The organism is Lutibacter sp., assembly GCF_041555395.1.
GTDB lineage: Bacteria > Bacteroidota > Bacteroidia > Flavobacteriales > Flavobacteriaceae > Lutibacter.
The window spans coordinates 23,601-41,739 of the sequence record NZ_JBFFKM010000014.1; the positions used below are offsets into that span (position 1 = coordinate 23,601).

Consider the following 18,139-nt stretch of genomic DNA (forward strand, 5'->3'; position numbering starts at 1 on the left):
CCCCGAAAAATAGATTTTAATTCCAGCGAAACATTCGGATTATAAATTAAACCCTTAAAAGCCAATAAAAAAGGAATATGAAAAAATCAAATACTATAATCAGGGTAAAAATTTTGGCAACCAAACATTCCATTAAACTCAGTAAAAACGCGTTTGATCAAAAAGAAAAAGCAAATACCTTTTTGACAGAAGTTGGAGATTTGTCTCTTTTTATAAAACAAATAGTTAAGGAAACTTTTTCACGCAATTTCGAATTTAAAGAGTTTTTGCGCCAGTGTTATGAAATAGGAAACAAATCGTTACCGCTTATTATTATTACCGGCACCATTATGGGGCTTGTGCTTACCATTCAATCTCGGCCTGCATTGGCCAAATTTGGCGCGGTGACTATGCTTCCTGGAATGGTAGCCGTATCCCTAATTCGAGAAATTGGCCCAATCATTACCGCGTTGATTTGTGCCGGAAAAATTGGTTCGGGTATGGGCGCAGAATTGGGTTCCATGAAAGTCACAGAACAAATTGATGCTATGGAAGTTTCCGCAACCAATCCAATAAGATTCCTCGTGGTAACACGTGTACTTGCGGCTACACTTATGTTGCCTATTTTGGTATTGTTTGCTGATGCCTTTGGCTTTTTGGGAAGCTGGATTGGCGTAAACATAAAAGGTGATGTGAGTTTGGTTTTATATATTTTTCAGGCATTTAAATCTATCGAATTTTTAGATTTCTTTCCTGCACTGATAAAAACTTTCCTTTTTGGGGCAGTGATAGGAATTGTAGGATGTTATAAAGGATATACTGCCGGAAGAGGTACTGAAAGTGTGGGAAAAGCAGCGAATGAAGCTGTAGTTTTGTCTTCCTTACTTATCATTATTGTTGATATGATTGCTGTACAATTAACGGATATGATGCTATGAAAAATTCAGAATTAACCAGTTTAACCAATGCTTCAGAAGAAAAAGCGTCTTATGAACCAATGATAGAAATTAATCACCTAAGAAAGCGATTTGGGAAATTGGAAGTATTAAAAGATGTTTCTTTAAAACTTTTTAATGGTGAAAACCTCATCGTTCTAGGCAAATCGGGATCGGGAAAATCGGTACTCATAAAATGCATAGTCCGTTTACTAAATCCTGATGGCGGAACCGTTAAGATGTTTGGCAAAAAGGCGAACACTTTGAAAGGTAAAAATTTAAACGAATTGAGAAAGAAAATCGGTTTTCTTTTCCAAAGTGGTGCTTTGTATGACTCTATGACCGTGAAACAAAATTTGGAATTTCCGCTGCGCAGAATCAAAAGAAATTTGAATGAACAGAAAATAACCGATAAAGTAAATGAAGTGCTCGAAAATGTTGGGCTTTCAGATGTATTGGACAAAATGCCTTCCCAACTGTCGGGCGGAATGCGCAAACGAATAAGTTTGGCACGATCCATTATTTTGGATCCGAAAATTATGTTGTATGATGAGCCTACAACAGGGCTCGATCCGGTTACATCAGATGAAATAAGCAATCTTATAAATTCTGTTCAGGAAAAATATAAGACTTCTTCCATCATCATCACACATGATATTGCCTGTGTTCGTCTTACTGCCGACCGGATTATTATGTTGCATGAAGGCCAGGTTTATGCAGAAGGAAAACTATCAGAATTTGAAAAATCGAATGATCCATTAATTATGTCCTTCTTCAAATAAAATAAATATCAAAACAATTCAATAAAAAAAATCTGATAATAACAATATTAAAAAAATATTATGAATACACAATCAACAAAATTCAAAGTACGATTAGGTTTGTTCGTTGCCATAGGGTTCGTGATCTTTGCCATTGCCGTATTTTTGATTGGCCGACAAAAAAACTTATTTAACCCTGTTTTTCAATTGACAACAACTTTCTATAATGTAAGCGGATTGCAGATTGGAAACAATATCCGTTTTTCGGGAATCAATGTTGGAACAGTCGATAATCTTAAAATAATCAATGACTCAACCGTACAAGTGAGCATGATTGTTCAAAAAGACATACAAAAATTTATTAAAACAGATTGTCAGGTAACCATAGGTTCTGAAGGGATTATTGGTGACAGGGTTTTAATTATTACACAAGGAAGTTCTGAGACCAAATCGGTTAAAAACGGACAATTTCTCACATCAGTTGAACCGGTTGAAACGGATGCTATTATAGCCAGCTTAAATGTTACAGCTCAAAATGCCGAGGTTATTTCAGGGCAACTGATAGAAATACTGTACGACATAAATCAAGGAAACGGAACGCTTGGTATGCTTTTACAGGACTCAACTATGGCAGAAAGTATTAACAAGACGATGAATAATCTTCAAAAAAGCAGCAAAGGTTTGAATGAAAATATGGAAGCGGCCAAACACAATTTTCTTCTAAGGGGATATTTTAGGAAGAAGGAAAAAAAGGCTGCAGAATTAAAGCAAGAAGCCTTAGATTTGAAAAAAGATTAAGCCGAAAAAATGCACCCTGAAGAATGAATACAAAGAAAAAAAACAAGGGACCGGGAAATGAAACACGAGTATCTGTGATTCGCAGATCATTATTAATCATTTTATTGACTTTATTCTTTTTTGGTCAGGTAAATGCGCAGGAAAACAATATTAAACAAGATTCGGCCTACCAGGCGATTGAAAAGTATTTTAAAAAAAGAACATTTACCAAATTTTTTTACCGTCTGATTTTTAAACACATAGAGACTGCAGACGACAAGAAACCATCAACAGGAAAAATAAACATCCCAAAACCCTATCGACCTTCAGAGGGAAAGATCATAAGAAACATTCATATTGTTACACTTGATCCTTTTGGTTACAAAATCAGAGACACCATAAGACATCCGAAAAGTTTTGTGCAAAAAGGAGGAAATAGCCTGCATTTAAGGACTCATACAAAAGTGATTAAAAACCTGTTGCTTTTTAAAAGAAATGACCCCTATGATTCTTTGATCGTAAATGAATCGGAACGAATTATACGTTCACAAAAATATGTGAGAGATGTGCTGTTTTCTTCTTTACCAACTTCCACAAAATCTGATTCAATAGATGTTTATATACGCGTACGAGATGTTTGGAGTATTATTCCTGAATTTAATCGTTCAAGTTCATCTGTTCAGGCCGGACTGACTGATGTTAATTTTGCAGGTCTCGGGCATCGATTTCAAGCCGACTCGAAATGGAGCAAAACGGAAGACTATAACGATACGAAAATCAGCTATTTGATTCCAAATATTGGCCATTCACTTATAAGTTTGAATATGCAATATTTGATTTCAAATAACAATGACCCAATAAATAACCTGGAATCTATAAGACCATTTTATGCTCCTGTAAATTCCAACCTTAACTATATGTTTTCAAGCAATAATGGCATCTTAAAAAGTGTTGAACTTTCAAAGGCTTTTTACTCCCCACTGATTAAATGGGCAGGAGGGATTTTTTTAGGGCAAATGATAACTACTCAAAGTCTCATTCGAAATGATTCTATCCAATATTTGTCTTCTAAAACAAATATTCAGGACTATTGGGTGGCAAGGTCATGGCAAATGTTTAAGGGAAATTCGTTGAGTGCCCGAACCACTAACTTCATTCTATCCGGACGCATGTTAAGCACCCGATTTCCAGGGAAACCGAAAGTATCTGAACAGGAAAATATTTTTAACAATGGAAATATTTATTTTGCCGGCGCAGGTGTTACTTCAAGAAATTACATGAAGGATAAGTTTATTTTTCAATATGATAAGATTGAAGATGTTCCTATGGGAAGAGCTTTTGGTGTAACTTTAGGAATGGACCTGCAGCAAACAAACCGCTGGTATTTGGGTTTAAAAGCTGCGTTGGGAAAATATTATAGTTTTGGATACTTAAGCACCCAAATTGAATATGGAACCTATATAAAATCAACAGGTTCCGAGCAAGGAGTGATTACAGGAAGGATAAATTATTTTACCAAATTATTCAGCCTTGGAAAATGGAAAATAAGACAGTTCGTTAAGCCTAGTTTAATATTTGGAATAAACCGGCTTCCTTCAGATAATCTACCTTTTGGAGAAGAAATGAAGGGATTTGAAGGTTTCGAATACCAGGCCAAACACAAAATGATTTTAACGCTTCAAACCCAAAGTTATGCGCCTTGGAATCTTTTTGGTTTCAATTTTGGCCCCTACCTGTATTCTTCAGTAGGAATGTTGGGAAATGAAGAAAAAGGCTTTTCAAACAGCCGGCTTTATTCTTTATTTGGTTTGGGTATATTGATAAAAAATGATTATCTCACATTTGGTAAATTCCAAATTTCACTGACCTTTTATCCATCTGTTCCCGGTGGCGGAGACAATATTTTTAAATCAAACGCCTACCAATCAAGTGATTATGGCTTTACGGATTTTGATATTTCAAAACCTAAAGTAGTGGATTACAGATAAATAAGACAACAGAATTAACCTGCAAAAACAAGTGCCAATTGTGGCGAAAGGTCATAAGCTACCATAATTATAAACTTTCGACCTTCAAAAAAAATTAATTACAAAATTAGCCTCAAAATAATCTTCAAAATAATTTAACGTGTGAATTATGTAACTTATTTAAAAAGTTGTGTAATATCTCAAGCTATGAAGAGGCTTACCTTTACATTATGAAAATTAATGGACAATTTAAGCTGGGAGAACTATGAAAGATTCATCAGCATTTAGCCAAAACTGGCCCGGTACAAAAGAAAAACTGAAAATAAAGTTTAAAAAAATCTCTGATGAGGACTTCTTATATGTGGATGGAAAACAACCTGAAATGATGAATCGGCTTCAAGTTAAACTTGGTATTAGCAAAGAAGAAATAAATAAAATTATTGCTGAATTATAATTAATGCAGCATCATAATCAAAAGGAAACAACTAAAACCAATAAAAATGAAAAAAATAATTTTTACACTAACCACTTCCATATTGCTGGGAGGTGCGATTTCCATATTGCTGGCAAGCGCAATTTTCATAAGTTGTGACACTGGTGCAGAAAAGGTAGATAACGCGAAAAATAAAGCGGTTGAAGCCGATGAAAATTTCAATAAAGTAAATGAGGAATATTTGGCAGACATTGAAAATTTCAAGAAAGAAACAGTAGCTAAGATTGATGCAAACAACATAATGATTGCCGATTTTAAAGCTAAAACAGCCTATGCAAAAAAAGAGGCAAAAGCTTACTATGACGAACAAATAGCAATATTACAACAAAAAAATATTGAGATGAAAGCGAAACTGGATGCTTATGAAGAAACCGGAAAAGACAACTGGGAAACATTTAAGGCAGAGTTTAGCAGAGACATGAACGATTTGGGAGAAGCCTTTAAAAATTTCACAATTAAAAACGAATAAATTATTAACTAAATAAATAAAATCATGGGAAATTTACTTTACACATTTGCAGTTATTCTGATTATTCTTTGGGCCATTGGATTCGTTGGATTCAATGTGGGAGGAATAATACACATTTTATTGGTTATCGCAGTTATTGCAGTTATACTAAGAATTATACAAGGAAGAAAGATTCTTTAAAAAGGTTACTCCTTAAAACTTTTTACCTAAAAAATATCGACGCTTAAAAATGTCGATATTTTTTTGTTTAAACATTTATATCGCCATCTAGAAACGGATAAACTAAAAGAAAAACGGCACGAATTAGATTCATGGTTGTTTTATTAAAATTTCAATTTAAAAAAAGGCCTGAGCCAATAATTTAAAGAAGTGTTTAAAGGATGGGGGTGCCTAAAGATATTTACAGTTTTAAAAATTTAATAAACATAGCCTTCAACTTAGTTGAAATTCTTCCCTAAAAAAAGTTATTGATAATTTTAAAGTTAAATCGGATGTGTGAATTATATAACTCTTCTCAAAAATTGTGTAACCCTTCCCCCCCCTTTACTCCTCACCTTTGTACAATGAAAAAGTATTTCACCCTAAAAACAATTAATATGAATTTTAAAACCCAAAATTATGATCGCTAAAAAATTACTTACAACAATTGCATTTGCATTTGTTCTTTTATTTGCCAGCTGCAAAAACGACGACTTCGTTGCAATTGCAGGCGAATGTCCTGTTGTGGAATCAACAAGTCCTGTTAATGGTGATATTAATGTGCCACTTGACAAATCCGTAACGGTAAACTTCAATAAAGAAATGGACCCTGCAACTTTCAATCAATCCTCTTTTACTTTACAGGGAGCAACTTCAGTTGACGGAACAGTCTCATTAAGCGGATCAACTGCTACATTTAATCCCACCGCCGACCTTGCACCAGCCACAACTTATACCGCTACCATTAAAACATCTGTTAAAGATATAGATGGTAACGCATTACAAGAAGATTATGTTTTTGCATTTAGTACCGGCTCATCTGCTACTCCTTCAGTGGTTTCAACAGATCCATTGAGCTTAGCTACTAATGTATTCCTTAATAAAACAGTTTCTGCCAATTTTAATATGTTGATGAATCATTCAACTATTAATGCAAGCACTTTTACCTTAAAACAAGGAACAACCGCTGTTACAGGTGCCGTTACATATTCAGGTCAAACTGCTTATTTTAATCCGACAATCGATCTTTTGAGCGGAACTGAATATACAGCCACAATTACTTCAGGAGCCAAAAATTTACAAGGAACCGCTTTAGTAAGTGACTATACTTGGAAATTTACTACAGGAACTATTGTAGCACCTACAGTAATTTCTACTAATCCTTTAAACAATGCCACAGGAGTTGCGCTTGATAAAATCATTACTGCTGACTTTAGTACAGCAATGCTTGGTTCTACTATTAACAACACCTCTTTTACATTAAAGAATGGCGCAACGTTAGTACCAGGAAATATATTCTACGCAGGAGTAAGACTAACTTTTACACCAACCAGTCCTCTTTTAGAAGGAACTACTTATACAGTTACCATTACAACTGATGCTACAAATGTAGCCGGTACTCCATTAGCAAATAATTATGTATGGAACTTTAATACGTTGTCAACTGCTGTTCCTGTTGGAACTGTGGTAGATCTTAAAAGTGCTGGAAATTTCGGAATTCTGGCAGGTGTTGCTGTAAGCAACAATGCAGGATTCAGTGAAATTAGAAACATGGATGTGGGTATTTACCCAGGTGTAAGAACTTCTTTAACTGGATTTCCTCCAGCAATTGTAGTAAATGGAGCCATTTTCGCTTCAGATGATATTGCCCCCCCAGGAGTGGCTGCCATGTTATTACAAGCTAAAACTGACCTGACTGCTGCTTATTTATTTGCTGAAGGAGCATCTTCTCCAGCACCTGCAACAGTAGCCGGTGACCAAGGTGGTAAAACTTTAGCTCCAGGTATCTATAAATCAACATCTACCCTTTTGGTACAATCAGGTGATTTAACACTTGACGCACAAGGTGATCCTAATGCTACTTGGATTTTCCAAATTGCTTCTGACTTTACAACAGTAGGCGGTGCAGGTGGAAGTATTATTTTATCAGGTGGTGCTAAAGCTAAAAACGTCTTTTGGCAAGTTGGTAGATCAGCTACTATAGGTGATTATACTGATTTTAAAGGAAACATACTGGCCTTAACGTCTATTACAATGAATCCATATGCAACCGCAGAAGGCAGAATGTTGGCTAGAAATGGAGCTGTAGTAATGACACACACTAATATTATCACTAAACCTGTTGATTAATTAACATGTTCAATAAATCTAAACTTCAAATTATGAAAAATAAAATAAATTTAAAAAAGGGATCGCAATCAGCGTGGTCCCTTACCCTAAAAAGCCTTATTGTAAGTGCTTTAATTATGATCGGAGTCCAAGCGACTGTTCAGGCACAAGAGGTTCAATACTCAGCACCTTCATGGTATTTTGGAGTGGCAGGCGGAGCTAATTTTAATTTCTATGATGGTTCAACCAATCAGTTGACTACATCATTTACGCCTCCCGCTGTTTTCAATAAAGGAAACGGTATCGGATTGTTCCTTGCTCCTAGTATAGAATTCCACAAACCTGATACAAGATTCGGGTTTATTTTACAAGCAGGATTAGACAGCCGTAAAGGAGATTTCGATCAGGTAACAACCGATTGTAATTGTCCGGCCGACTTGTCAACTGACCTTAGCTATATTACAGTAGAGCCTAGTTTGCGTTTTGCGCCAACTAAAGGAAGTTTCTATTTGTATGGTGGACCACGTTTTGCTTTCGTTCAAGATAAATCATTCACTTATAAGCAAGGAATTAATCCTAATTTCCCTGATCAAGTTGCACCCGCAGATGTAGAAGGAGATTTCAGTGATGTTGAGGAAACAATTATCTCTATGCAAATTGGAGCAGGATATGATATTCCACTCTCTGCAAAAGGCAATAAGACACAATTGGTGCTTTCTCCATTTGTAGCTTTTCATCCTTATTTTGGACAAGATCCTCGTTCAATAGAAACTTGGAACTTAACTACTGTAAGAGCAGGTGCTGTACTAAAACTTGGTTTCGGACATAAAATTATGCCGGTTGAAGAGGAAGTTGCAGAAATATTAGTTCCTGAAGTTGAATTTAGTGTTACATCTCCCCAAAACGTTCCTGGAGAATTAAGGGTAACTGAAACATTCCCATTGCTCAACTATATTTATTTTGATAAAGAATCTACAGATATCTCAAATCGTTATGTATTGTTGAATAAAGATCAGGTAAAAGACTTTAAAGAAGATCAGGTTGAAGTATTTGCGCCAAATACGGAATTAGCAGGTCGTTCAAAACGAGAAATGGTTGTTTACTATAATATTTTAAATATTTTAGGTGACCGAATGGGAAAAAATCCTTCATCAACCATCACTTTGGTTGGATCATCAGAAAATGGACCTGCAGAAGGAAAATTAATGGCAGAATCTGTTAAGAAATATTTGGCGGATGTATTCGCAATCAATGCGAACAGAATTGCAATTGAAGGAAGAAATAAACCAAAAGTTGCAGAAGAACAAAAAGGAGGAACACGTGAGTTAATACTTCTTCGTGAAGGAGACAGAAGAGTTTCTATTGAAAGTAGCTCTCCAGCCTTATTAATGGAATTCCAGAGTGGTCCTAGTGCTCCTTTGAAACCAGTACAAATTGTAGGTGTGCAAGAAGCACCAATCTCCAGCTATGTTACTTTTAAAGTTGACAAAGCAGATGAAGCATTTAGCAAATGGCAAATGGAAATTACAGATAAAAATGGAATCTTACAAAATTTCGGACCTTATACTGAAGAAGAAGTTAGTATTCCTGGAAATACTATTTTAGGTACAAACCCTGAAGGAGATTACAAAGTGAAAATGATCGGCACAAACAAAACCGGCGAAATTGTAACTAAAGAATCTACTGTACACATTGTAGCCTGGACACCTTCTAAAGTTGAAGAAGGAATGAGATTTAGTATTATATACGAATTTGATGATGCAAAAGCTATCGCGATGTACAACAAATATCTTTCAGAAGTTGTTGCGCCTAAAATTCCGGCCAACGCAAAAGTGATTATTCACGGTCACACCGATGTTATTGGTGAAGAAGATTATAATCAAAAATTGTCTGTAAAAAGAGCTAATGATGTTCAAACCACTTTACAAAAAAGTGTTACTAAATTAGGTACAACTGGTGTTACATTTGAAGTAACCGGATTGGGTGAAAATGAAAATGCAGCTCCTTTTGGAAATAAACTTCCGGAAGAAAGATCATATAACCGTACCGTTATTATTGACATAGTACCTCAAAAATAAATTTTATAATTTGTTTTTAGATGATTTTTTGAAATAAGGAACGACAGGGGTTTATCCTGTCGTTTTTTTTATTAAATTTATACATGTGTGAATTATGTAAATTTTAATAAAAAATATGTAACAAATTAGGCTTTATTATATTGCAATTTTACATGATAACTAAATTTAACAATTTTAAACAGCAACAACATGAAAAAAACAAGACTTTATTTAATGGTAATGATGTTATCATTAGGTGCCTTCACAACAGTTAACGCTTCTGAAAAAACTCCAAGAACTACTCCTACAGAAATTCCTGCAGAAATCCAAGTGATGCTTAATCGTTTAGAGGAAATAAAAGGAATTGATAAAAAAGATTTAAACCGTGCTGAGAAAAAAGAACTTCGCAAAGAAGTACGTGCAATTAATTCAGAAATAAGATCATCCGGAAATGGTATCTATATTTCAGTTGGTGCAATTATCATCATTTTATTATTAATCATTTTACTTTAATCATTTGTTTATCATCAAAATAAAATGACAAAAACCCATTAATTCTATACTTGTTATAGAATATTATTTGAATTGAAAAAGGACATGGATTAAACCCTGTCCTTTTTTAATTCCTGAATTTTTTAACTATATTAATTACATTTGTATGGAACATAAAAATTTAGACAATAAAAAATAAATTAAAAAAATGAAATTCAAGATAAAAATAAACAGCATAAAATCTGTTGACGAAATTAAAGATTATTGGACAACTGATGATTATATTCATTTGTTGGAAAAGTTTAATTTTCCGGATGCGGGAAATGCCAAAAAAGAAAACTTATACGAATTGTTGTTAATGGCAATTACCGATTTTGACCCAAAAGAAGCGGCGGTGATTGTGCTGGACCATAAATTAAGTGATTATTTAACCGAAGGGCAAATTGAACAAGTTTCAAACGATATGCTTATAGATACCGTATGTGAAGAGTACCCTGAAATAGAATTGCAATATGCCTTATTTAACTGCAACCAATTGCTTTTTAAAGCATTCAACGGAACATTTCCAAGCGCAAGTGCCACATTAATTGATTGTTCCATTACACCGCTTGACGCAAACTCTGATGTTAAAATTACAAAAGAAATTTTACTGAAATTATTTAGCAATGGCCTTTCCGATAGAAATATCCTGAAAAGATTATTTGGCGCACAGATGGAAGAAAATGCCGATTTTCCGGAAGCTGAAGGCATTGTATGGCAGTTAAACACAAAAGACAATATTAATTTTAGCATAGCAACATCTGAAAACCTGATAAAAGATGCAGATTTCCCTTCGCTTGAATTTGAAGGGGATTATGAAGTTCCTGTTGATAATGATTAAATAATTAAATTTTAAATGATTTTAAAAGCCTCTGAAATTTCAGGGGCTTTTTTATTCTTCTACCTTTTAAGAATATTCAAAATTAAAAAAATGTTTATTGCCTAATTGACTATGCGTTCAAAACCAGGAAACCGATAATTCCTGCAATAAAAATACCTCCGTAACCTACTAGTACATATTTTTTCAATTGTTGGCTTCCTGTAAAAAGGGCAATTCCAATTTTCACGACCGTATTGGACAATGTTGCAATTAAAATTGCATTTTGGGCAAATAAAGTATTCATGGTGGTCCCTCCCAATTTAGATACAGAAATGGCGATAGCGTCAACATCCGTAAGTGCACTTATGGCACTTGAAACATAAATCCCTTTTGTGCCATAGGTATGGTTAGCGTAGCTTACCAATAATAATATCCCCATATAAAAAGCACCAAAAAAAACAGCATTTTTAATGTTTAGTGGATCTCCCAAAGCTATTTTATCAATTAAAGCAGGTTTTCCGTATTGCCTTTTATAGAAGAACAAGGTAACTCCAAAAGCCGTTAAAAGAACAATTAACAAGGGTATTATTAGTTCAACCAGCATTGCTTTGTTAAAAATAAAAACCAACAACAATATTCGGATTACCATGATAGTTGCGGCTGCAAAAATACCAACAGCATAATTTTGTGAAAGTTGTGGGGTTTCCTTGCTGTTTTTTGAAAATGTAAAGGTAACAAGTGTGCTGGACACCAAACCTCCCAAAATACTGGTTAACAAAATACCCCTGTCAGTTCCCAAAAATTTCATTAAAATATACCCAGCAAAGCCAATTCCTGAAACCAATACAATAATCCACCCCACTTCTCTTGGGTTAATTATATTGTAGGGTCCAAAATAATTGTCTGGCAAAAAAGGTAAAATTAAAAGTGCCACCACCACAAAACGCACAAAAGCATATAGTTCCTTTTGTGTGAGTTGTCCAATCATGGTTCTAAATGTGAGTTTAAGCGATAGCAAAACCAATGCAGTTACGGTAAGCGCCAAACTAAGGTTTATGTTGCCCACAAGCACGAGACCACCCAGCAAAAAAGTAAAAATTACTGCAAATTCTGTGGTGCTTCCAATATCTCCTTTATTTGAGGTTACCCAATAAGAGATTGAGACGAGAGTCACAACGCCCAAAAAACCAGCAATAAAAACCCAATAGGTAAAAGTAATCCCCAAATATGCAGCTAAAAAACCGAATAAGGCCACAAGCATAAAGGTCCGCAATCCGGCAAAAACTTCACTATTTTCTGAATGTAGGGAAAATTCGCGTTCTAAACCCAATACAAAGCCAATACCAGCAGTTACTAGCATTCTTATCAAAAAATCGAATTCTGTTAACTGAAAGTTTTCTAATTGTAGCATCATATTATTTTCCACGGAAATCTATTAGGTTAAACTTCACTTTTTTGCGTCAATAACACCTATACATCAGCATAAGAAATTACATATACTCTGATAGATAACGAAAGAATTCTTTTTTAAGATTATTGTATAAATTTCTTTCAATTTCCATCCGGTTTCTATACTCAATATGATTTTTAACCAGTTCCTGATTGAGTACGTCCTCTCCTTTTTTGGTGTGTTCGGCAATATTCGTTTCATGTAGGTTAATATGGTCCTCCAACTCTTTTATGGTGTTTTCATGAATAATAAATTGATTTTGATAATGTTCGAATTGAGCCAGCACATCTTTCTTTGTCCAACGCAATACAAGTTCATTCAATCTGTTATTAAAGGATCTTAACTCATCTTCCCAAAAGAAGAGTTCTCTTCTCCATTGTTTGTGCTCAAAATGCAAATCGGAATTAAAAATGACTTCTTTTTCCATAATAAGTGGTTTTAAATTTATTTTCTTTAGATATAATTTTTATTTTTATTCCTTTTAAACTATTTATTTTTTTAAGAAGAATCGAAATTACCTTGTCAAATTATAATTGGCTTTAATCCTTCACATTAGCAGAAATTTCTTTGGTGCGTTTTCCCAATATTTTTTCAAGATCTTCCAAATACACGACTTCTTTTTTCAACAACATTTGTCCTAAACTTTCCAATTTACTTTGGTGTTTCAATAACAATTCTATGGTTCTGTTGTATGATGAAACAATAAGTGCCTGAACTTCTTCATCAATAAGCTTGGCCATATTTTCACTATAAGGTTTTCCTAAAAACCGTTCATTTTCCCCTGTGGAATCATAAAAACTCATAGGGCCAATTTTATCATTCAGACCGTAATATGCCACCATAGTATAGGCTTGTTTGGTCACTTTTTCTAAATCGTCCAAAGCACCCGATGAGATTTCCTTAAAAATAATTTCTTCCGCTGCACGTCCGCCTAATGAGGCACAAATTTGGTCTATAAACTTGGCCTTGGTTACTATTTGATGTTCTTCAGGCAGATACCAAGCCGAACCCAAGGATTTTCCCCTTGGGATAATGGAAACTTTTACCAAAGCATCCACATTTTTCAAAAACCAGCTTGCTATGGCATGTCCGGCTTCATGATAGGCGACAATTTCCTTTTCTTTAGGTGAAATGATTTTCCCTTTTCTTTCCAATCCACCAACTACACGGTCTCTGGCTTCCATAAAATCTTCCTGTTCCACGGCATCCTTTTTTTTGCGTGCGGCAATTAGTGCGGCTTCATTACAAATGTTCGCGATATCGGCACCTGAAAATCCGGGACTCAGTGAAGCCAATAATTCTACGTCAACATCTTTTGCTTTTTTTATGGGTCGCAAATGGACTTCAAATATTTCTTTACGCTCTTGTTTGGTAGGCAATTCCAAGTAAATATGGCGGTCAAACCTTCCTGGACGCAACAATGCTTTATCCAAAATATCTGCCCTATTGGTAGCAGCAAGGACAATAACTCCTGTATTGGTGCCAAATCCGTCAAGTTCCGTCAACAACTGGTTTAAAGTATTTTCCCGTTCGTCGTTAGACTGAAATGCATTTGCCTTACTTCGCGTGCGCCCAACTGCATCTATTTCATCAATAAAAATGATACTTGGCGCTTTTTCTTTGGCCTGTTTAAATAAATCCCTAACACGAGAAGCACCAACCCCAACAAACATTTCTACAAATTCTGATCCTGATAATGAAAAGAAAGGAACCTTAGCTTCGCCGGCAACTGCTTTTGCCATCAATGTTTTACCTGTTCCGGTAGGGCCAACAAGTAAAACCCCTTTAGGAATTTTAGCCCCTAGTTTGGTATATGTTTTTGGATTTTTCAAAAAATCAACAACTTCCTCCACTTCACTTTTGGCTTCCCTTAAACCGGCAACATCATTAAATGTTACCGTACTTTTTGTATCCTTGTCCATTAATTTCGCTGTTGATTTTCCAAAATTAAAAACAGAACCGCCACCCACACTGCTTCTTCCCATTCCCCGTAACATAAACATCCAAAACAGAATCAAAAGCCCAAAAGGCACTATCCAGGAAAGGACAATCGTCCAGTTTGTACGATTTTGATAGGAAATCCCAACCCTTTCTTCAGGTAAAAAATCTTGCTGGGCTTGCTGCAATTTGCTTTCAAAACTCTCTACAGATCCTATTTGAATGGTATAATGCGGACCCGATTCAGGCATAAATCCGCCTTGTGGAATATCTTTATATTTTGACGCACTAAGCTTGTCCTTTTTAATATAAATTTCAGCAAACTCTTTATTTACCACAACAATTTTAGCTACATCATGCGCACTTAACATTGTCTTTTCAAATGTCAGCCAATTTATTTCCTTTGATTTGGATGAAGGCCAATTAAATAGCGTAAAAAGAATAAAAAAAAGAAATAGAAAATAAAGCCAATTGGGCTTATACCCTTTTGGCGAAGTCATCGGTTTTTTATCTTCCGAAAATAATTTTTTCCTATTTTCTTCTTCTTTATGTTCCATTTTTTTCTAAAACGATAAATTGATTCAATGCCTCCAAAGCATCACAACCATAAATTAAAGCCGGACCTCCCCCCATGAGTATTGCTACCCCAATGGTTTCCATAATTTCCAAAGAGCTGGCGCCTGCATTAAGGGAATTTTTTACGTGATAGTCAATGCATCCATCACATCTTACCGTAATGGCAATACCCAATGCTATAAGTTCTTTGGTTTTAACTGTCAATGCACCTTTAGAAATAACGGCATTATGAAGCTCATTAAACCCTTTCATTTCTGAAGGAATTTCTGAATTTAGCTGTGCGAGTAATTTTTCTAAATCATTATAATGCTTACCGTGGTCTTTTATCATAATTTATTAATTAAACTGATTCTTTTTCTATGAATTTTTGACTAAAATTAATTCATCAAAACTTCTTTGTATTATAAAGTTATTTGAAATTAACAACCCGTAAAATGATATATCTCAACTAAATTTTTATCATATCCGAAGGGGTTTCCACTAAAATTGTTTTATCGCCTCTTAAAGCAATGGGCTGTTTCATAATTTCCGGATTGTGTTGAATCATTTTAATCCAATCATCTGTTGATAATTCATGATGTTCAAATTTTGAATTGTATGCAGAATGTTCTTGGTTTATCAGATCTTTAACCTTTAGCTTTAAACGATTTGCAAGTTCAGCTATTTGTGTTCCGGTAAGTGGCGTTTTTGAAATGTCAATATCCTGAATTGCCAATCCTTCAGCTTTTGCATAAGCCAAAGTTTGTTTGGCTATACTTGACTCTAAATTGTAATACAATGTGATTTGTCGGTTTGATGTGGCTATTTCTCCCATAATATTGATTTAAAAATTTGAATTACTTTTTTATTTTCTTCCTTGTTTCCAAGTGATGTTTTAATAATTGCCTTAAACTTTCCAAATAATCCTTCAAAATATTTTTATCAATTTCCGGATGGCTTTCTGAAGGAATAGTCATTGGATTCTCATCCAAAAATTGATAGAGCTCAGGGTAATCGCTCTCTATTGTTTTTGTGAGCCAGGAAATTTCCGCCAATATGATTTGTAAGTTGTCCATTTTCTTATATTTTTTTAGTTATTATTTATTGGTTTATTTTTACTTTTTTTATTCATAACGCAAGGCATCAATCGGGTTTAATTTTGCCGCTTTTCTGGCTGGAAAAAATCCAAATGCTATTCCCACCAATGCCGCAAAACCAAAACCAATCATAATGGAGTAAGGCGCAGTTGGAATATAAAAATCGGTGAGTTTATAAATAATATAATTTCCAGCAATGCCAAGAACTGTTCCCAATATGCCACCTGCCAAACTCAAAACCACCGCTTCAATTAAAAATTGGGTTAAAATATCACTTTCTCTTGCGCCAATTGCCAGGCGGGTTCCAATTTCCCGGGTTCTTTCGGTTACCGAAACCAACATAATATTCATGATCCCAATACCGCCAACAATAAGCGAAATACTAGCAATAGCACCTAAAAGTATGGTTAAAATTCCTGTAATATTTCCGGTAATTTCCTGAAGTTCGATCTGGGTTGTAATCTCAAAATCGTCTTTTTCAAAATCTCTTATTTTATGCGATTCTCGCAATAATTCCGAAGCTTCAATTTTCGCATCTGCCACAGTGTTCTCGCTTAGAGCGCTGGCCATAATCATATCATAGCCTCTTCCATGGCCGAACAAACGATCTTGTATGGTGGTGTAAGGAGCTAAAATCATATCATCCTGATCCTGTCCCATTCCTCCTTTCCCCTCTTCTTTTAGCAATCCAACAACCGTAAAAGGAATCTTGTCTAACCTAATTTGTCTTCCAATAGGATCTAAGTCCACAAACAGTTCTTCCCGTGTTGTTTCTCCTATAACACAAACTTTACTGGCTGATTTTACATCTTCTTCTTTAAAATAATCTCCTAAAGACAGTTCTCGGCTCAAAATATCAAAATACTCATGATTCACACCGTAAACGACAGTGGATTTATAGCCATTTGGACCGACTGCCTGAGCACCAACATTTACTAAAGGTGACAATTTTGAAATCCATACTGAGTTTTTTTGTAAAATGTCAAAATCTCTTTTGCTAATGGGTCTTCCCATTCTGACATGCGCGCCACCCCTATGTTCCATTTTTGTATAAATCATTAATAGATTGGTTCCCAATCCGGAAATTTGATCCTGAACTTGCTTGTTGGCGCCTTCTCCTGCTGAAATTGTCATAATTACGGCACCAACGCCAATAATAATTCCCAAAACAGTCAGTAAACTTCTTGACCGGTTTTTATTTATCGCCTGAAAAGCCACTTTAAATGTTTTAAACAACTGTCGCATTTTTTAATTCATTATTATTCCGTTAATCCTAATTCCCTTAATGCACTTTCCTTTGTGCTGCGATTTTCTATAAGTTCATCCGTCAAAACGCGCCCATCCCTTAAATAAATCATGCGTTTTGCAAATTGCGCAATATCCGACTCGTGGGTAATCATTAAAATTGTTTTCCCTTGGTCATTTAGTTTTACAAACAAATCGGCCACTTCAATACTCGCTTTGCTGTCCAAATTTCCCGTCGCCTCATCAGACAATATAAGCGCTGGATTGTTAACCAAAGCTCTGGCAATGGCAACACGTTGCTGTTCTCCACCGGAGAGCTGATTTGTTTTATGATAAATTCTGTTTCCCAAACCCACTTTTTCCAATGCTTTTTTTGCGTGTTCCGATGGGTTTAAAAATTTGCCGGTTCTATTGTAAACCAGCGGCAATTCCACATTTTCTAAAGCGGTTGTGCGCGACAATAAATTATAACTCTGAAAAATAAATCCGATTTTTTGGTTCCTAACCGCTGCCAGCTGATTTTTATTTAAATTATTTACATAAACGCCATCCAGAAAATATTCCCCTTCCGTAGGCTTATCAAGACAGCCCAGAATATTTAACAGGGTAGATTTTCCAGATCCTGAAGCGCCCATAATGGCCACAAATTCCCCTTCTTCAATTAAAATATTGATATCTGTAAGCGCGTGAACCTCTATTTCACCATTTTTAAACACCTTGCTTAATTTTTTAGTTTCTATGACTTTTTTGGCAGCCAT

General features: G+C 35.1%; 19 protein-coding genes. 11 read left to right on the forward strand and 8 right to left on the reverse strand.

Features of this window, described 5'->3' with window-relative positions:
* Positions 1 to 77 precede the first annotated feature (77 nt).
* From ABY285_RS04940 to ABY285_RS04990, 11 genes are all read left to right on the forward strand, one after another.
* Positions 78 to 917 (forward strand): MlaE family ABC transporter permease, encoded by an 840-nt coding sequence (locus ABY285_RS04940; protein WP_372767629.1) that lies wholly within the window; start codon positions 78 to 80, stop codon positions 915 to 917.
* Positions 914 to 1,696 carry an ABC transporter ATP-binding protein gene (locus ABY285_RS04945; protein WP_372767631.1) on the forward strand — a complete coding sequence of 261 codons (783 nt, stop codon included), beginning with the start codon at positions 914 to 916 and terminating at the stop codon, positions 1,694 to 1,696. Before ABY285_RS04940 ends, ABY285_RS04945 begins: the two co-directional genes overlap by 4 nt.
* A gap of 60 nt (positions 1,697 to 1,756) precedes the next feature.
* Entirely contained in the window at positions 1,757 to 2,473 is a 717-nt protein-coding gene (locus ABY285_RS04950; RefSeq protein WP_372767633.1) for an MlaD family protein, read from the forward strand.
* Positions 2,474 to 2,496: 23 nt separating this feature from the next.
* Positions 2,497 to 4,440, forward strand: a complete 1,944-nt coding sequence (locus ABY285_RS04955; protein WP_372767635.1) for a hypothetical protein — start codon at positions 2,497 to 2,499, stop codon at positions 4,438 to 4,440.
* A 244-nt stretch (positions 4,441 to 4,684) separates the two neighbouring features.
* Positions 4,685 to 4,873, forward strand: a complete 189-nt coding sequence (locus tag ABY285_RS04960; protein WP_372767637.1) for a hypothetical protein — start codon at positions 4,685 to 4,687, stop codon at positions 4,871 to 4,873.
* Between the two features lie 46 nt (positions 4,874 to 4,919).
* Positions 4,920 to 5,381, forward strand: a complete 462-nt coding sequence (locus tag ABY285_RS04965; RefSeq protein WP_372767639.1) for a hypothetical protein — start codon at positions 4,920 to 4,922, stop codon at positions 5,379 to 5,381.
* A gap of 24 nt (positions 5,382 to 5,405) precedes the next feature.
* Positions 5,406 to 5,561 (forward strand): lmo0937 family membrane protein, encoded by a 156-nt coding sequence (locus ABY285_RS04970; RefSeq protein ID WP_372767641.1) that lies wholly within the window; start codon positions 5,406 to 5,408, stop codon positions 5,559 to 5,561.
* 543 nt (positions 5,562 to 6,104) lie between these two features.
* Complete coding sequence (locus ABY285_RS04975; RefSeq protein WP_372767643.1) at positions 6,105 to 7,709, forward strand: Ig-like domain-containing protein; 1,605 nt, start codon at positions 6,105 to 6,107, stop codon at positions 7,707 to 7,709.
* 32 nt (positions 7,710 to 7,741) lie between these two features.
* The gene (locus ABY285_RS04980) at positions 7,742 to 9,766 is read left to right on the forward strand and encodes an OmpA family protein (RefSeq protein ID WP_372767645.1); all 2,025 of its coding nucleotides are present in this window, start codon (positions 7,742 to 7,744) and stop codon (positions 9,764 to 9,766) included.
* Positions 9,767 to 9,955: 189 nt separating this feature from the next.
* On the forward strand, positions 9,956 to 10,258 hold the full coding sequence (locus ABY285_RS04985) for a hypothetical protein (RefSeq protein WP_372767647.1): 303 nt from the start codon (positions 9,956 to 9,958) through the stop codon (positions 10,256 to 10,258).
* A 187-nt stretch (positions 10,259 to 10,445) separates the two neighbouring features.
* Complete coding sequence (locus tag ABY285_RS04990) at positions 10,446 to 11,117, forward strand: hypothetical protein (protein WP_372767649.1); 672 nt, start codon at positions 10,446 to 10,448, stop codon at positions 11,115 to 11,117.
* A 109-nt stretch (positions 11,118 to 11,226) separates the two neighbouring features.
* On the opposite strand, the gene ABY285_RS04995 is transcribed toward ABY285_RS04990, so the two are convergent.
* From ABY285_RS04995 to ABY285_RS05030, 8 genes are all read right to left on the reverse strand, one after another.
* Positions 11,227 to 12,510 carry an MgtC/SapB family protein gene (locus ABY285_RS04995; protein WP_372767651.1) on the reverse strand — a complete coding sequence of 428 codons (1,284 nt, stop codon included), beginning with the start codon at positions 12,508 to 12,510 and terminating at the stop codon, positions 11,227 to 11,229.
* A 76-nt stretch (positions 12,511 to 12,586) separates the two neighbouring features.
* On the reverse strand, positions 12,587 to 12,973 hold the full coding sequence (locus ABY285_RS05000; protein WP_372767653.1) for a hypothetical protein: 387 nt from the start codon (positions 12,971 to 12,973) through the stop codon (positions 12,587 to 12,589).
* 112 nt (positions 12,974 to 13,085) lie between these two features.
* Positions 13,086 to 15,041, reverse strand: coding sequence for an ATP-dependent zinc metalloprotease FtsH (gene ftsH / locus ABY285_RS05005; RefSeq protein ID WP_372767655.1), 1,956 nt, complete (start codon positions 15,039 to 15,041; stop codon positions 13,086 to 13,088).
* A complete protein-coding gene (locus ABY285_RS05010; RefSeq protein ID WP_372767657.1) occupies positions 15,031 to 15,390 on the reverse strand; it encodes a carboxymuconolactone decarboxylase family protein in 360 nt (119 codons plus the stop codon). The genes ftsH and ABY285_RS05010 overlap by 11 nt, the downstream gene beginning before the upstream one ends.
* A gap of 118 nt (positions 15,391 to 15,508) precedes the next feature.
* A complete protein-coding gene (locus ABY285_RS05015; protein ID WP_372767659.1) occupies positions 15,509 to 15,874 on the reverse strand; it encodes an arsenate reductase family protein in 366 nt (121 codons plus the stop codon).
* A 22-nt stretch (positions 15,875 to 15,896) separates the two neighbouring features.
* Positions 15,897 to 16,115 carry a hypothetical protein gene (locus ABY285_RS05020; protein WP_372767661.1) on the reverse strand — a complete coding sequence of 73 codons (219 nt, stop codon included), beginning with the start codon at positions 16,113 to 16,115 and terminating at the stop codon, positions 15,897 to 15,899.
* A 48-nt stretch (positions 16,116 to 16,163) separates the two neighbouring features.
* Positions 16,164 to 17,381 (reverse strand): ABC transporter permease, encoded by a 1,218-nt coding sequence (locus ABY285_RS05025; RefSeq protein WP_372767663.1) that lies wholly within the window; start codon positions 17,379 to 17,381, stop codon positions 16,164 to 16,166.
* A gap of 14 nt (positions 17,382 to 17,395) precedes the next feature.
* Positions 17,396 to 18,139, reverse strand: coding sequence for an ABC transporter ATP-binding protein (locus ABY285_RS05030; RefSeq protein WP_372767665.1), 744 nt, complete (start codon positions 18,137 to 18,139; stop codon positions 17,396 to 17,398).

Coding starts and splice junctions, on each gene's coding strand:
- ABY285_RS04940 (WP_372767629.1), top strand. CDS start 78: ATGAAAAAATCAAATACTATAATCAGGGTAAAAATTTTGGCAACCAAA.
- ABY285_RS04965 (WP_372767639.1), top strand. CDS start 4,920: ATGAAAAAAATAATTTTTACACTAACCACTTCCATATTGCTGGGAGGT.
- ftsH (WP_372767655.1), bottom strand. CDS start 15,041: ATGGAACATAAAGAAGAAGAAAATAGGAAAAAATTATTTTCGGAAGAT.
- ABY285_RS05020 (WP_372767661.1), bottom strand. CDS start 16,115: ATGGACAACTTACAAATCATATTGGCGGAAATTTCCTGGCTCACAAAA.
- ABY285_RS05010 (WP_372767657.1), bottom strand. CDS start 15,390: ATGATAAAAGACCACGGTAAGCATTATAATGATTTAGAAAAATTACTC.
- ABY285_RS04990 (WP_372767649.1), top strand. CDS start 10,446: ATGAAATTCAAGATAAAAATAAACAGCATAAAATCTGTTGACGAAATT.
- ABY285_RS04960 (WP_372767637.1), top strand. CDS start 4,685: ATGAAAGATTCATCAGCATTTAGCCAAAACTGGCCCGGTACAAAAGAA.
- ABY285_RS05015 (WP_372767659.1), bottom strand. CDS start 15,874: ATGGGAGAAATAGCCACATCAAACCGACAAATCACATTGTATTACAAT.
- ABY285_RS04985 (WP_372767647.1), top strand. CDS start 9,956: ATGAAAAAAACAAGACTTTATTTAATGGTAATGATGTTATCATTAGGT.
- ABY285_RS05025 (WP_372767663.1), bottom strand. CDS start 17,381: ATGCGACAGTTGTTTAAAACATTTAAAGTGGCTTTTCAGGCGATAAAT.
- ABY285_RS04980 (WP_372767645.1), top strand. CDS start 7,742: ATGAAAAATAAAATAAATTTAAAAAAGGGATCGCAATCAGCGTGGTCC.
- ABY285_RS05030 (WP_372767665.1), bottom strand. CDS start 18,139: ATGGCTGCCAAAAAAGTCATAGAAACTAAAAAATTAAGCAAGGTGTTT.
- ABY285_RS04950 (WP_372767633.1), top strand. CDS start 1,757: ATGAATACACAATCAACAAAATTCAAAGTACGATTAGGTTTGTTCGTT.
- ABY285_RS04955 (WP_372767635.1), top strand. CDS start 2,497: ATGAATACAAAGAAAAAAAACAAGGGACCGGGAAATGAAACACGAGTA.
- ABY285_RS04945 (WP_372767631.1), top strand. CDS start 914: ATGAAAAATTCAGAATTAACCAGTTTAACCAATGCTTCAGAAGAAAAA.
- ABY285_RS04995 (WP_372767651.1), bottom strand. CDS start 12,510: ATGATGCTACAATTAGAAAACTTTCAGTTAACAGAATTCGATTTTTTG.
- ABY285_RS04970 (WP_372767641.1), top strand. CDS start 5,406: ATGGGAAATTTACTTTACACATTTGCAGTTATTCTGATTATTCTTTGG.
- ABY285_RS05000 (WP_372767653.1), bottom strand. CDS start 12,973: ATGGAAAAAGAAGTCATTTTTAATTCCGATTTGCATTTTGAGCACAAA.